Below are 14,347 nucleotides of genomic sequence, written 5' to 3' on the forward strand. Positions count from 1 at the left end.
CGGAAAAGCTATTTGTGCCTAATAAACAAGGTGAATGTTGGTCAATGGATTTTATGAGTGATAGTAGCCGTAATCAACGTCGCTTTAGGACATTCAATGTCATCGATGACTTTAATCGTGAGGCGTTAGGTATTGATATTGCAGTCAGCTTACCAGCAGGAAGGATTACCCGTTACTTAGATAAACTGGCCGAATATCATGGATATCCATTAAAAATACGGGTCGATAATGGGCCAGAATTTACAGGAAAAACCTTTATAAACTGGGCTAAATCACATGATATAGCCATTGATTATATAAAGCTCGGTAGCCCTTATCAAAATGGTTATATTGAACGATTTAATCGTACCTATCGTACTGAAGTACTTGATTTATATCTTTTTAACAACTTAGCACAAGCAAGGAGAATAACCGAAGAATGGCTAACGATTTATAACACCGAAAGACCGCATGAGGCATTAAATAACATGACACCGATTGAGTATAAAACACTAAAACAAGCAGCTTAATTTTCTACGTGAGTTGTGTACTAAGTTTGGGGCATTTACAATAGTTTTTTTGATGCCCGATTATTCTCCAGTCACTACCTTTTTCTATTTTCCTATAAAATAATGAGCAGCTGTCTAATATCACTGGTTCAATTGTAACTATCCCCTAAAATAATACAGAAAAAAATGCTAGTTATGCACCAGACTGTTTAAGGAATGGTCGACTTTCTGCGTCGTATGATCCAATCGAAGATCCGAAAACTGATAAATTTGTCAAAACGGTTTGGAAGTTATTTAAAAAAGGGGCAAAAAAGCTGTATTTTATTGATAGAGAAACGGGTAAAGTACAGGAAAAACCTGAGACTCGTTTTTTTGCCTGGCCTGATGCAGCAAAAAAATTTAATGGTGAAAACGGGCTTTATGTTGCCAATACTGTTTTTGGATATACTCGCTGAGTTTGGCGGATTTGTTTGCTCTTTTTAACCAAGTATAATAACCTGATGAACTGACACCAAGTAATCGGCATATCCTAGTAACGGGATAGCTGGTTAAATGATTTTTCATATAAGTGTACTTCACCGACTTGGATGGTTGATGATATACACATGCGCCTTTTTTAGTATATCATTGGCCATTTTCAGTTCTTTAATCTCTTTTTCTAACGCCATAATCCGCTGTTGCTCAGCGGTTAACTCTCGACGGCTAGTTTTATTCGGGGAAAGTTGCCTAATCCATTTATCTAGGGTTGATTTACCCACACCTAGATGGTTGGCAAGTTCGCTGATAGAAAGGTGTGCATTAGATAACGCATAATCCACTGATTGTTGTTTGAATTCGATACTAAATTTTTTGACCATGATATTTGTCTCCTATGATTTTTGTTTATATCATAGAGGCGACTTTTGTCCACTTTTTTGGCGAGGATCACAAACAATGCTGGTAAATTCCACAATTAAACCATTTATTAAAGTGAAATAATTCGATCAAACAGCGGTTTATCAGTCAAACGATGTGTAACCATGATTAGTGTTTTGCCTTTACATGTCTGTTTTATCAATTGAATAATTTGTTGTTCTGTTTGTTGATCAAGGCTTTCTGTTGGTTCGTCCATTAAAATTAAAGGGGAATTATGCAGTAATGCTCTTGCAATGCCTATACGGCGAATTTCACCGCCAGATAAAGTACGCCCGCCTTGTCCAATTAGCATATCTAAACCTTGTTCTGTAGTTAGTAATTTGTCCAATTCAACTTGATATAGAACCTCAATAAGCTGTTGATCAGTTGCATTAGGATTACCAATGAGCAAATTTTGCCGTAAAGTCTCACTAAAAATAGTAATAACTTGCGGAACCATTGCAATGGCTTGTCGCAAAGTTTTTTCATTCAGTTGATTTATTGGGGTATCATTAAAATAAATATTGCCAGAGCTTGCCTCCCAAGTCCGATTCACTAGGCTTAATAAAGTTGATTTACCACAACCTGTTTTACCAATTATTCCAATATGTTCACCTTGTTCAACCATTAAGGAAAAATCAGTTAATATCGCAAAAGGTTGATTTGGATAGCTGAAATTAATTTGTTCAAATTGTAATTTTGCCGTAGTTAAATCTATCGCTTTACCTTTAGAAACAAATTGAATGTCGGGTGTTTGATTAAAAATAGCCGTTGTGCGTGTGGCAGAAGTCAGTACTTGTCCTAAAAAGATAAATGCGCTAGGAATTGGCATGAGTATTTCAGCACTTGCAAGACTAACAAATACAAATAGTGCCACTAAAGGCGATAGGGTGTATTGGGTAATTAGCCATAGAACAAGCAACGTTAAAAATCCAGCAATCAGCACAATCAATGCGCTTGATAGTGCCATTAATGTTGATTGACGTTGCTGGTTATAAAGCCAGTTTGATTCAAGCTCATCAAGTTTAGCACGATAGCGTGGTTGTGCATTAAATAGGATAAGTTCAGCTTGTCCTTGTAGATAATTAATTAATAATAAACGATATTCACTTTGTTGTTTAGCTAGTGTTTTGCCGAGTTGTTTTCCTGCTTGATAAAAAATGACCGGAACCACAAGTAAGGCGGTTGTAAGGATAATAGTAATAATTAACGCAATAGGTAAGTTTATATTTGCTAACCCAACAAACAAAACAACAATGGTAACAAGTGCGGTTACAATAGGTGAAAAAAGTTTTAGGTATAAGTGATCAAGTGCGTCAATATCGACAATAAAGCGATTAAGCAAGTCAGCCCGTTGGTAGTGTGCTAATTGATTGGCACTTAATGGCAAAATCTTACGAAAAGCTAACGTTCTTAAATAAGCTAAGATTTTAAATGTAGTATTATGATCAACTAAACGCTCCATATAGCGAGCGGCGGTTCGAATAATTGCCGCAGCACGAACACCAGCAGCAGGGAACATATAATTGAAAGTATACAAACCTGCAACGCCAACAAAAGCGGTAGAAGCCAAAAACCAGCCTGATAATGATAGCAAAAATACGCTGGCAAATAGAGTAAGAATTGACAAAAATAATCCCAATAAAATTTGCCCAAAATAGTGTTTATATAGTGCGATATAAGGGCGTAATATAGCTAGCATAAATTCCCCTTGATATCACAGTGTAGCTTACCATTAGCCAATTGCCAGATCTGTTTAAAATCTTGCATGTCATCTGTTTGATGAGTAATTGTAATGCTATTAGGGGTAATGTGCTGCTGATCCAAATTTTTGATGGTTTGTTTATCTAAACTAGCAGTTGGTTCATCAAGAATCAATAATTGACAGGGTTTTAGCATTGCTCTGGCTAAGGCGATCCGCTGTGCTTGCCCAACTGATAAACGTACCGCATCTTCGCCAACTTGGGTTTTAATTCCTTGTGGTAATTTAGCAATAACTTCGGTCAATTGGGTTTTGGTTATCACGTTATCCAGTTCATGGTTGGTTGCATTTTGTTTACCCAATAAAATATTTTCATGGATAGTACCATTAATCAAGTAAGGATTTTGACCAATCCAGCTTACTTGCAGTTGCCAATCATTAATATCTAATTGATTAAATTCAATACCATTAATCTTTAGTGAGCCTTGATAAGGTAAAAAGCCGAGTAGTACTTGCATTAACGAAGTTTTACCCTCGCCACTAGTTCCTATTAGCGCTAATTTAAATGGTGCTTGCAAGCTAAACGATAATGGACCAACGATAGGTTTTTGTTCGTTAGATAATACAATTAAATTATTTGCTTCAATTGTTTTTAATGGCTCAGTCAATTTTATGTTTGTTATATTATCATTGGCTTGTTTTGTTGCGATTTTTTTACTTAAAAAAGTTTCGATATTATCTGCTGCTGCGATTGCCTCAGCTTTGGCATGATAGTAAGTTCCCAAATCACGTAAAGGTTGAAAGTATTCAGGGGCTAACATTAGCGCAAAAAAACCAGCAAATAAAGTAACAGTTCCATTATATGCACCAAAATCGAATTCGCCTAAATACGAGAATCCAAAATAAACCGCCACAATGGCGATTGAAATAGAAGTAAAAAACTCCAATACGGCTGAAGATAAAAAGGCTATTTTGAGCACTTGCATAGTTTTAATACGAAAATCTTCAGAGGCAATGGCTATTTCGTTAGTTTGTTTTTCGCCTTGGTTGAATAATCGAATGGTATTGAGTCCTTTTAAACGGTCTAAAAAATGACCGCTTAAATATGCGAGCGCTTTAAAATGACGACGATTAATATCGGCGGCTCCCATTCCCACTAAAATCATAAAAATAGGAATTAGGGGGGCGGTGCACAGCAAAATTGTAGCAGCAGCCCAGTTAAATGGGAAGATAGCAATACCGATTAAAATCGGTGCCATGCCTGCCAATCGCATTTGGGGAAGATAACGGGCAAAAAAGTCATGCAATTTATCAACTTGTTCAATAAGCAACGTACTCCATGCGCCGATCGTGCTTTGATTTAAATAAGCAGGCCCATGCAACTCAAGTTGATCAATTAATTGCTGTCGAATTTGTTGGCGAACTTTTTTGCCTATGGCAAAGTTGATCTTTTCGCGTAGATAAATTAAGCCTGCTCGACCGAGTAACACTGCAACTAGTGCGCCAAAAAAAGGCAGAATATCCAAAAAATAGTGTTGTTCAATAATAATTTTTTGCAAAATTACAGCGAGTAAAGCAGATTGAATAATGATTAATATAGTTAAAACCAAGCTGGTTAAAATTGAAGCTCGCAAATTAGTTTTATGCATTTTTGCTTGCTGTTTTAACCAGCCAAGTAGATAGGTCTGGCGTTTTTTATCTAATGACATAAAGATCTTTACTGCTTATTTTAAATTATCCAAATAATGTTCTGCATCTAAAGCAGCCATACAGCCTGTACCTGCTGAAGTGATTGCTTGACGATAGACATGATCCATTACATCACCAGCAGCAAAAATCCCTTCGACACTGGTTTGAGTAGCGTTGCCTTGCGTGCCTGATTGTACTTTGATATAACCGCCATTTAGTTCAATTTGACCTTCAAATATGGCGGTGTTTGGTTTGTGACCAATAGCGATAAATACGCCTAAAACCGATAACTCTTCGGTAATATTAGGATCTTGTGAGCTACGGATTCTAACTCCAGTTACTCCCATGTTATCCCCTAAAATTTCATCAACTACACGATGAGTATGTAAGATAACTTTGCCTTCTTTAATTTTTTGATCTAAACGATCCATTAAGATTTTTTCTGCTCTAAAAGTATCTCGGCGGTGAATTAAATGCACTTCACTTGCGATATTGGCTAAATAAAGCGTTTCTTCAACCGCAGTATTGCCACCACCCACTACGGCAACTTTTTGGTTGCGATAGAAAAATCCATCACAGGTAGCACAAGCCGACACACCTTTACTTTTGAATGCTTCTTCTGACGGTAAACCAAGGTATTGTGCTGATGCGCCAGTTGCAATAATAAGCGCATCACAACTGTATTGCGTTTCGCTACCATAAAGCTTATATGGCTTTGTGCTAAAATCGACACGATCGATTTGTTCTAAAATAATTTCGGTATTAAATCTTTCTGCATGTTCTTTCATCTTAACCATTAATTCTGGTCCTGTTAAATCAGGAGCACCGGCTGGCCAGTTTTCAAGATCGGTTGTGGTTGTTAGTTGCCCACCTTCTTGCATTCCTGTAATTAATACAGGTGAAAGGTTAGCTCGTGCAGCATAAACAGCAGCAGTGTAACCGGCAGGACCAGAGCCAAGTATTAATAAGCGAGCATGTTTGGTTTTCATTTTAAATCCTTACTTATTTTAAAATTTTGACGGTTTTAGACAAAATTAACGCAATTTAATACCAATAAGTCTAACATTATCAATCGTTATAATGTAAAAGAATTGTTTATTGTAGCAATAGGTAATCATAATAGGCTTTTTTGTATTGCGCTAATTTTTATTAAACTAAAAGTTTATCTTTTTATTTTCAATTATTTTAAATACATTTATTCTTTATTTAAACTACATTAATTTTTGTTTTTGTTTTTACTGTTTAGAATATGCGATTTTCTTATTCTGATATCCTTTATCTCAAATTTTTTATTATTTAATAAGATATTTTTGATTATTGGTTTAGTTAACATCCTAACAGTAGGAGAGAAGATGAGTAATCCTTCAAAAGAAAGTGTCGAAGCTGTACTTACAAAAATTAATTGGGCTCAAGAGATTTTAAACTCAGTACAACAAAATATTACTGATCCTCAGATTGGTAATATTTTATCAGGAATTGCCTTTATTATGGATTCAGCTTCATCTGAAGCCGAAGCACTTTATCAATCAATTGAATAATAATAAGTATCTATTTTTATCAACACCTTCAATTACCATTTTGTGATTGAAGGTGCCTATTGTTTAATTCGTTTCACTGTTATCAGTTAGATATGTTGTTAAGTCTGAAAGTGGCCAACGAATATGCGCTGTTGGTTCATTAATTCGATAACCAAAAGCTAAGCAAAGTCCTATCCCGAATGAGTTGCCACCAAATTGTGGAATATATTTTTCTAGAATCTTGATGACTTTATCATGATCGAATCCTCCAATAGCACATGAATCAATATCACGAAATGCCGCTGCAGTCATCATGTTGGCGCAAGCAATATAATCTTGCATTTCTGACCAATGATTAATTGTTAAACCGTCAGCGAGTCCTTGTTCACAAAAATTGATAAATGCTTGGCAGGCTATGTCAATAGTAGTTTGATTATCTGGATCAGGTAAAGTGCGTGCAATTGAACGTCGCAAATAATCACTCTGTAACGTAAAATTATTGGCTTTGCGGTAAAGTACAATTACAAAATGTGAACAGCTGGTAACTTGTTCTTGGTTATAGCAAACATTACGTAATTCAACTTTTATCTTGTGGCTATCAACAACCACAAAATGCCATGGCTCCATACCAAATGATGAAGGAGATTGACGACCCGCTTCTAAAATATATTTAATATCATCATCACTAATTTTTTTGGTATTATCAAATTTTTTACATGCATGTCTAAAGTCGAATGCTTGGGTTAGTTTGTCCATATTTTCTCCTAAGATTGGCTATTCCACGGGGCAACTTTTAACAATAATAACATACCAGGAAAAGCAAGAATAAAACATAACCAAAAAAAGTTTGTCCATCCTAAGTGTTCAACCATAAAACCGGTAGATGCATTAATTAGAGTTCTTGGCACTGAAGCAATGCTGGTAAATAAAGCAAATTGTGTAGCGGTATAAAGTGGATTGGTCGTTTTAGCAATAAAGGCTACAAAAGCAGCCGAACCAAGACCGACACCAAGTGATTCAATCCCTATCACTATGGCTAATAACGTTTTTTGAAATATTCCTATTGTAGTAAAAGGTCCTTCTATCGAAAGCCAAATAAATCCTAAAATTGATATAACTTGGACAATACCAAAAGACCATAATGCTCGGTTTATGCCTATTTTGATCATCAAAATGCCACCCATTAATGCCCCAATCACACTTGGCCATAAAGAAGCATTTTTGGCAATCCAACCAATGTCGGGTCTGCTGTAACCCATTTGTAAATAAAAATTCGTAGCTAAAGCGGTTGCCATACTGTCGCCTAGTTTATATAAAAAGATAAATGTTAAAATCCATATGGCTGTTTTAAGTCCATTTCGAGTAATAAATTCACTAAATGGCTTAATGATGATATCTTCAAAAGTATGATTTAGGGGCGATTGGTTAATTGGTTCTTTTACTAGTAACGTCATAATGATAGCAGGTAGCATAAATAATGCAGTGATGATAAAAACACTATTCCAAGGCAAGGTATTTGATAATATTAGTGATAATGAACCAGGCACTAAACCTGCAATGCGATAAGCATTAGTATGAATACTATTACCAAGTCCTAATTCTTTATCAAGTAATAACTCTCGTCTAAAGGCATCAAGTGCAATATCTTGTGTAGCTGAAAATAGTGCAATAATAAAGCAAATGGTTGCTATTAACCAAATATTTAATGAAGGTGAAAAAAATCCTAATATTGCGATCGAAAATATAAGTATTATTTGGGACCCAAGCATCCAACCACGCCGTCTCCCTAAATTAAAGAGAGAAATGTTATCCATCAATGGTGACCAGATAAATTTAAAAATATAGGGAATTTGCGTTAATGAAAAAGCTCCAATTGTTTTGATATTAATACCATCACTTTCTAACCATGCAGGTAACAGTTGTAATAATAAATAAAAAGGAAGACCAGAAGCAAAACCTGTAAAAATGCAGATTAGCATCTTGGTCGTAAAAATGGTTTTTAAAAGTGAATTCTGCGAGCTATTCATTATTTAACTTTATTGTTAGTTTTTGGCAAAGTGTTATCATAGCACACAACATATAAAAAATAATTCTGCAAGCCAAGATTGATTGTTTTATCCAAAGTCATGTTTTCAATATAAGGAAGTTATGCGCAATGACTTTTTAAAAGTTAGAGATTCATTATTTTAGCTATTCTTTGTTAAAAAGTTTCAGGTAACTATGTGTTTCAGTATAAAATTAATGTCAATAATAAATTAAGAGATTAACAAACTACCATTTAAAAGGGGTGTAGTAATATGAAAAGTTCAATTAGAGTGGCTGTTTTTAGTAGTAAACATTATGATAAAGAACATTTAGAAATCGCTAATAAAAAATATGGCTTTGATATCGAATATTATGAACATAAACTTAGCTGTAAAACAGTGGTTACCGCTCAAGGTTATGACGCAGTTTGTGCATTTGTTAATGACGAAGTAGATAAAAAAGTACTAAAAAAATTAGCAAGTTATGGCATTAAGATTTTAGCGCTTCGTTGCGCTGGATTTGATAATGTTGATTTAACTGAAGCTGAAAAGTTAGGTATCACGGTGGTTCGTGTGCCAGCTTATTCACCAGAAGCAGTTGCAGAACATGCAGTGGCTTTAATGATGACGTTAAATAGAAGAACGCATAAAGCCTATCAACGTACTCGTGATGCTAATTTTTCGTTAGATGGTTTGACTGGCTTTAATATGCACAATCGTACTGTTGGTGTTATTGGTACGGGCAAAATTGGTCAAGCAGTTATTCGCATTTTGAAAGGTTTTGGTATGCATATTCTTGCCTATGATCCTTATCCTAATGATGTTGCAGTTGAATTAGGAGCGCAATACGTTGAGTTAGATGAGTTATATGCAAAATCTGATGTGATTACGTTACATTGCCCTATGACACCTGAAAATTATCATTTATTGAATAAAGATTCTTTCCAAAAGATGAAAGACGGCGTGATGATTATCAATACAAGTCGTGGCGCATTACTTGATGCAACCGCAGCTATTGATGCATTAAAGAAAACAAAAATTGGTGCTTTAGGCATGGATGTTTATGAAAATGAACGTGATCTCTTTTTTGAGGATAAATCTAATGATGTTATTTTAGATGATGTGTTCCGTCGCTTATCTTCTTGTCATAATGTTATTTTTACTGGTCACCAGGCTTTTTTAACACAAGAAGCATTGTTAAATATTTCTGATACGACGTTAAATAATATCAAACAAGTTGCGGAAGGGGAATCATGTCCAAATATTGTTAAACAACAATAAATATCTTATGATGTTGTCGATTTTTAATTACTTAAAATATGGATTTTTTATGCAGCGTATTGCCATTTTTATTAGTACAATTTTATTGCTTGTAGCTTGTAGTAGTAATAAATCTTCAACATCTCCCATGAAGGAACACCGTGGACATGCAAATGTTAAAGGCGGTGTTTATCTGGAAAAAGATCACAATCAATCAAAAATCGCTAGTGCTTCATTAGACTTAGATAAAGAAAAATTTATTGATAGAATGGTCAGTAAGCATGGTTTTAATCGTCAACAACTCCGTAATGTGCTTGCTCAAGCCAATAAGCTTGATTGGGTAATTAATTTAATGGATAAACAAGCACCAAAAACAACCTCGCCAACGGCACCAAATGGCGCTTGGATTCGATATAAAAATAAATTTATTACACCAAGTAACCTTCCTCGTGGTGTTGAATTTTGGAATCAATACCAAAAAGAATTACAGCGTGCTTATAATGAATATGGTGTGCCACCTGAAATTATTGTTGGCATTATTGGTGTCGAAACAGGTTGGGGTAGAGTGATGGGTAAAACTAAAATCATTGATGCCTTGTCAACTCTTGCATTTTACTATCCAAGACGTGCGCAATATTTTTCTGACGAATTAGAAGATTTTTTAGTTATGTGCCGAGATGAAGGCGTTGATCCCTTTGATTTGAGTGGATCATTTGCTGGTGCTATGGGATATGGTCAATTTATGCCATCAGCATTTAGACGTCACGCTGTTGATTTTAATCATGATGGGCATATTGATTTATGGGATCCTGTTGATGCCATTGGTAGTGTGGCAAGCTATTTTAAATCATACGGTTGGCAACGTGGTAAAAAAGTGGCTGTAATGGCTGATGGCCAAGCACTATCACTTGATACTGGTTTTAGTACTAAATATTCAATTGAAACATTGGCAAAAGCTGGATTAAAACCACAAAGTTCATTAGAAGGACATACGCAGGTAAGTTTATTGCGTCTTGATATGGGCGATCGTTACCAATACTGGTATGGATTACCAAACTTTTATACTATCACCCGTTATAACCACAGCACTCATTATGCAATGGCTGTTTGGCAATTAGGATTTGCAGTTAAAGAAGCAAGATAGTCATTTAATGGTATTGCATCAAAACTGATAAGGTCGCTTTTGCGGCCTTTTTATTTGTTAATGATGTTTAAGAAATGATTAATTTCGTTGCAAGCAATAATAAAATATACCAAAGAATTTAATTAATTTTTTAATCGATAATTTTTGTGCAAGTTGTACACCTACTTTAGCCATCGAGATGCTTGCTAGCATAATAACTAATACATCACCACCAAAATACTAACTAATAATCTAGCCAAGGATCCTATCAAAAGGAAGATAATAAACTTAAAAATCATATTCAATCCTTAGAGTATGGTAACCCAATCTACATAATTATTTGTTAAGCAAAGATCAAGATGAAAACATTGATTTTAATTACACATTGCTAATATTTTATTGCAAATAATACAGTGATTTTACCTGAATAATTTAAAAGATCTTAATGATTCTCTTAGTAAAAAGTTCACTAACATTGTCATATTTGATCAATAAAGTAATAATCAAAATGATGACAGCGTGGTTAAAAACGATTATGTTATTTAATAAATTTGTAACTAATAAGAAGTTTAAAGATAAATTTAAAGGAGATAATTATGAAAGATCGTTTAAAGTGGATTGATGAATTTGGTTTTTTAGGTGAGACAGCAAGTGGACATTCGCTAGTGATGGATGGCGGTATTGAACATGGCGGTCGTAATCGTGGAGCTCGTCCTATGGAGCTTTTATTGCATGGTGCAGCTGGTTGTATGGCTTATGATATTATTGCGATTTTAAAAAATAAAAAAAAAGATGTTCGTGATCTTTGGATAGATATTGATAAAACTCAAGCAGAATCTTCCCCTAAAGTGTATACGTCAATTAATTTTCATATTGTTATTACGGGTATTAATATCGATAACGAAACAGTCGAAACAGCCGTAAAACTTGCATCAGAAAAATATTGCAGTGCCTCTATCATGCTTGGTAAAACAGCAAAAATGTCTTATACCTATGAGGTTAAAGAATATCACTAAAGTATTTTTTTATAACAAATAATTATAACCTAATAACAAGCTGATCTTAGCACGTTGTGAATTAATCATTTAATATTTCATCATTATAGATAATTGTGATACGAGAATGATTATGCAACAGTTAAATAAAAATATGCGATTCCGGGATTTGGTTATTCTGGGATTGCTTTTTATTGGTCCAGCAGCACCTGTAGGATTATTTGGTGTTTTAGATGCGATAAGTGATGGTGCAGTTGCTTTGGTTTATATCATAGCAACTTTTGTAATGGCATTTACCGCGCTTTCTTATGCCAGAATGGCAAACGCTTTACCGCATGCGGGAGCCGTTTATGCTTATTGTTCTATTGGCATTCATCCAAGTGCTGGATTTTTAGTAGGCTGGTTGCTATTACTTGATTATATGTTTATCCCTGCGGTTGCGTACTTATTTAGCGGTATATCGTTCAATGCATTGATTCCCGAAGTACCAATATGGGTATGGACATGTTTAGCTGTTATGTTAACTACTACGCTGAATTTAGTTGGTGTTAGAAAATCGACTAAAATTACGTTAATCATCTTGATATTTGAAATTATTATATTACTTGCTGTGTTATCTGTTGGTATTTGGATAATAGCCACTAATGGTAGTAACAGAGATTGGTTACTACCTTTTATTGGTGGTGATTTATTCAGTTGGAGTAATTTATTTAATGCTGTGTCTATTGCTGTACTATCTTATTTGGGATTTGACGCTATTGCTACTTTTTCAGAAGAAAATGGCGGACCTCATAATTTAGTTAGTAAAGCGATTATATGTTGTTTAATTTTAGCTGGTTGTTTATTTGTGCTACAAATTTATGTCGGTAGCTTACTAAACCCTTATAACCCTGAATATTTGCGTAGTCATCCAGAACTACAAGGTAAAGTTTACTATCATATTGTTAATCAAGAAATTAATTTATGGTTAGGATGGGCGCTAGGTTTAATGAAAGCTATTGGTGCATCATTTGCAGCAATGGTTGGACAAGCCGCAGCAAGTCGTCTTTTATTCAGTATGGGGCGTGACAAACGTTTACCTTCATTTTTTGCAAAAGTGGGAAAAAAAAGCGGTGTACCTACAATGGCTATTATATTTGCAGCGCTATTTAATTTATGTTTAGTTGTTATTGCTGCTAATAATGCTAAAGGGTTGCCAACTTTAGTCTCATTTGTTGATATTGGAGCATTAACTGCATTTATCATGTTACATTTATCTGTAATTGGCTATTTTAAGTTTAAAAAAGGCTCAAAAGGATGGTTTTCGTGGTTTTTAGATGTCTTTATGCCTATTATAGGTATTTTAGTGCTATTACCTGTATTATTACATATTGATAATGACGCAAAAATGGTCGGTATTATTTGGTTAGTTATTGGAATGATCATTCTCTACTTAAACAAAAATAAAACCAAGCTATTGTGGTTAGAGAAAAATAACAAATAACAAATTCAATACGTTTGTTATAAACTTATAGCATTTAGATTATATAATAAATTATCCCATCTTTATTCTAGTGTTATAACTAAATGCTATTAGAAATATTACGTGGTGCTTTTATTTCAGCTAGTCTAATTATTGCTATTGGTGCTCAAAATTTATTTGTACTCAAGCAAGGATTATTAAAAAATCATATCTTTTATGTGTCGGCAATTTGTTTTATTTGTGATTTTGCTCTAATGTCAATAGGGATTTTTGGGGGTAGGTACTTTTATTCGTAGCAATTCTTTAATTACTAATATTTTAGCAATCTCTGGGGCGATTTTTTTAATTTGGTATGGTTTTTGTGCGTTTAAAAGTGCAATTAAAGGCACAAGTAGCATGCAAATAGAATCTCAATCTCTTAACAATAACAACTTATTAAAAGTTGTATTGGCAACTTTGGCTGTTACACTACTCAATCCTCATGTCTATTTGGATACTGTTGTTATTGTTGGAGGAATTGCTGGCACGTTAACTAATGAACAAAAATTTGCATTTTTGGTTGGTGCCGTCAGTGTTTCATTCATCTGGTTTTTTAGTCTTGGTTATGGAGCAAAATTACTCATACCGCTATTTAGAAAGAAAAGAATGTGGGTAATATTGGACTGTATAGTTGGTGCTGTAATGTTCTATATTGCCTATTGTTTAGTTATGTATGTATTGGTATGTCCACACTTTTTAGTACCAAAAAGATAAGGTCATCGATTTCTTTTGTATTCAATCGGCGACTGGTAATTTAATGTTGAATGAAGTCGATTATAATTAAACCAATCCACATAGTGATTAAATTCCAATTTAAGTTGCGCCAGTGAATCAAAAATAGTATTTGACACAAATTCTGTTTTCACTGCTTTGAATGTGCTTTCTGCAATTGCGTTATCATAGGGGCAGCCTTTGCGACTTAAAGACCGTTTAATTCCAAATGCTGTTAAACATTCATCAATCAAATGATTATCAAACTCTTTTCCTCTATCAGAATGAAACAACTCAATCGTCTGTAAGTTCATTGGAATTTGACTCATAGCTTGCATGACCAGTGCCGCTGTTTTATGCCTGCCAGCACTTCGCCCCACTATTTCTCGATTACTGATATCAACAATTACACAAAGGTAGTGCCAACGTTGTTTAACCCTTAC

General features: G+C 34.5%; 14 protein-coding genes and 1 pseudogene. 7 read left to right on the forward strand and 8 right to left on the reverse strand.

What is annotated here, in order from left to right:
- Positions 1–509, forward strand: a 509-nt coding sequence (locus A9G37_RS05245) for an integrase core domain-containing protein (protein ID WP_176701868.1), incomplete at its 5' end; no start/stop codon positions are given.
- 378 nt (positions 510–887) lie between these two features.
- On the opposite strand, the gene A9G37_RS12840 is transcribed toward A9G37_RS05245, so the two are convergent.
- From A9G37_RS12840 to trxB, 5 genes are all read right to left on the reverse strand, one after another.
- Positions 888–1,052, reverse strand: a complete 165-nt coding sequence (locus tag A9G37_RS12840) for a hypothetical protein (protein ID WP_176701869.1) — start codon at positions 1,050–1,052, stop codon at positions 888–890.
- 11 nt (positions 1,053–1,063) lie between these two features.
- Positions 1,064–1,345: an IS3 family transposase gene (locus tag A9G37_RS05255; RefSeq protein ID WP_065574843.1), complete on the reverse strand. Its 282-nt coding sequence runs from the start codon at positions 1,343–1,345 to the stop codon at positions 1,064–1,066.
- Between the two features lie 107 nt (positions 1,346–1,452).
- Positions 1,453–3,084 carry a heme ABC transporter ATP-binding protein/permease CydC gene (gene cydC, locus A9G37_RS05260; protein WP_065574844.1) on the reverse strand — a complete coding sequence of 544 codons (1,632 nt, stop codon included), beginning with the start codon at positions 3,082–3,084 and terminating at the stop codon, positions 1,453–1,455.
- Positions 3,078–4,793: a heme ABC transporter permease/ATP-binding protein CydD gene (cydD, locus tag A9G37_RS05265; RefSeq protein ID WP_065574845.1), complete on the reverse strand. Its 1,716-nt coding sequence runs from the start codon at positions 4,791–4,793 to the stop codon at positions 3,078–3,080. Before cydD ends, cydC begins: the two co-directional genes overlap by 7 nt.
- Positions 4,794–4,808: 15 nt before the next feature.
- The gene (gene trxB / locus A9G37_RS05270) at positions 4,809–5,762 is read right to left on the reverse strand and encodes a thioredoxin-disulfide reductase (protein WP_065574846.1); all 954 of its coding nucleotides are present in this window, start codon (positions 5,760–5,762) and stop codon (positions 4,809–4,811) included.
- A gap of 363 nt (positions 5,763–6,125) precedes the next feature.
- On the opposite strand from trxB, the gene A9G37_RS05275 reads away from it, so the two are divergent.
- On the forward strand, positions 6,126–6,311 hold the full coding sequence (locus A9G37_RS05275; RefSeq protein ID WP_034909658.1) for a hypothetical protein: 186 nt from the start codon (positions 6,126–6,128) through the stop codon (positions 6,309–6,311).
- Positions 6,312–6,374: 63 nt separating this feature from the next.
- On the opposite strand, the gene A9G37_RS05280 is transcribed toward A9G37_RS05275, so the two are convergent.
- Together A9G37_RS05280 and A9G37_RS05285 are read right to left on the reverse strand one after the other, a co-directional pair.
- On the reverse strand, positions 6,375–7,046 hold the full coding sequence (locus tag A9G37_RS05280) for an NAD(P)H-dependent oxidoreductase (protein ID WP_065574847.1): 672 nt from the start codon (positions 7,044–7,046) through the stop codon (positions 6,375–6,377).
- 8 nt (positions 7,047–7,054) lie between these two features.
- Entirely contained in the window at positions 7,055–8,269 is a 1,215-nt protein-coding gene (locus tag A9G37_RS05285; RefSeq protein ID WP_218059319.1) for an AmpG family muropeptide MFS transporter, read from the reverse strand.
- A 330-nt stretch (positions 8,270–8,599) separates the two neighbouring features.
- On the opposite strand from A9G37_RS05285, the gene A9G37_RS05290 reads away from it, so the two are divergent.
- The 5 genes and pseudogenes from A9G37_RS05290 (at position 8,600) to A9G37_RS05310 (ending at position 13,907) form a co-directional block, all read left to right on the forward strand.
- A complete protein-coding gene (locus A9G37_RS05290) occupies positions 8,600–9,595 on the forward strand; it encodes a 2-hydroxyacid dehydrogenase (RefSeq protein ID WP_065574852.1) in 996 nt (331 codons plus the stop codon).
- 49 nt (positions 9,596–9,644) lie between these two features.
- Positions 9,645–10,718 carry a lytic murein transglycosylase B gene (gene mltB, locus A9G37_RS05295; RefSeq protein WP_065574849.1) on the forward strand — a complete coding sequence of 358 codons (1,074 nt, stop codon included), beginning with the start codon at positions 9,645–9,647 and terminating at the stop codon, positions 10,716–10,718.
- A 575-nt stretch (positions 10,719–11,293) separates the two neighbouring features.
- Positions 11,294–11,713: an OsmC family protein gene (locus A9G37_RS05300; RefSeq protein WP_034909652.1), complete on the forward strand. Its 420-nt coding sequence runs from the start codon at positions 11,294–11,296 to the stop codon at positions 11,711–11,713.
- Between the two features lie 112 nt (positions 11,714–11,825).
- Positions 11,826–13,175: an APC family permease gene (locus A9G37_RS05305; protein ID WP_218058641.1), complete on the forward strand. Its 1,350-nt coding sequence runs from the start codon at positions 11,826–11,828 to the stop codon at positions 13,173–13,175.
- An 83-nt stretch (positions 13,176–13,258) separates the two neighbouring features.
- Positions 13,259–13,907: pseudogene (locus A9G37_RS05310) on the forward strand (LysE/ArgO family amino acid transporter).
- A 2-nt stretch (positions 13,908–13,909) separates the two neighbouring features.
- On the opposite strand, the gene A9G37_RS05315 reads toward A9G37_RS05310, so the two are convergent.
- On the reverse strand, positions 13,910–14,347 hold a 438-nt coding region (locus A9G37_RS05315), incomplete at its 5' end, for an IS3 family transposase (RefSeq protein ID WP_141671076.1).

It is taken from the genome of Gilliamella sp. GillExp13 (assembly GCF_001690815.1).
In the GTDB taxonomy this organism is placed as follows: Bacteria; Pseudomonadota; Gammaproteobacteria; order Enterobacterales; family Orbaceae; genus Gilliamella; species Gilliamella bombi.

Excerpts from the sequence above, each read along its gene's own strand:
- A9G37_RS05300 (WP_034909652.1), top strand. The coding sequence starts at position 11,294 with ATGAAAGATCGTTTAAAGTGGATTGATGAATTTGGTTTTTTAGGTGAG.
- cydD (WP_065574845.1), bottom strand. The coding sequence starts at position 4,793 with ATGTCATTAGATAAAAAACGCCAGACCTATCTACTTGGCTGGTTAAAA.
- A9G37_RS05305 (WP_218058641.1), top strand. The coding sequence starts at position 11,826 with ATGCAACAGTTAAATAAAAATATGCGATTCCGGGATTTGGTTATTCTG.
- trxB (WP_065574846.1), bottom strand. The coding sequence starts at position 5,762 with ATGAAAACCAAACATGCTCGCTTATTAATACTTGGCTCTGGTCCTGCC.
- A9G37_RS12840 (WP_176701869.1), bottom strand. The coding sequence starts at position 1,052 with ATGAAAAATCATTTAACCAGCTATCCCGTTACTAGGATATGCCGATTA.
- cydC (WP_065574844.1), bottom strand. The coding sequence starts at position 3,084 with ATGCTAGCTATATTACGCCCTTATATCGCACTATATAAACACTATTTT.
- A9G37_RS05285 (WP_218059319.1), bottom strand. The coding sequence starts at position 8,269 with ATGCTAATCTGCATTTTTACAGGTTTTGCTTCTGGTCTTCCTTTTTAT.
- mltB (WP_065574849.1), top strand. The coding sequence starts at position 9,645 with ATGCAGCGTATTGCCATTTTTATTAGTACAATTTTATTGCTTGTAGCT.
- A9G37_RS05280 (WP_065574847.1), bottom strand. The coding sequence starts at position 7,046 with ATGGACAAACTAACCCAAGCATTCGACTTTAGACATGCATGTAAAAAA.
- A9G37_RS05275 (WP_034909658.1), top strand. The coding sequence starts at position 6,126 with ATGAGTAATCCTTCAAAAGAAAGTGTCGAAGCTGTACTTACAAAAATT.
- A9G37_RS05255 (WP_065574843.1), bottom strand. The coding sequence starts at position 1,345 with ATGGTCAAAAAATTTAGTATCGAATTCAAACAACAATCAGTGGATTAT.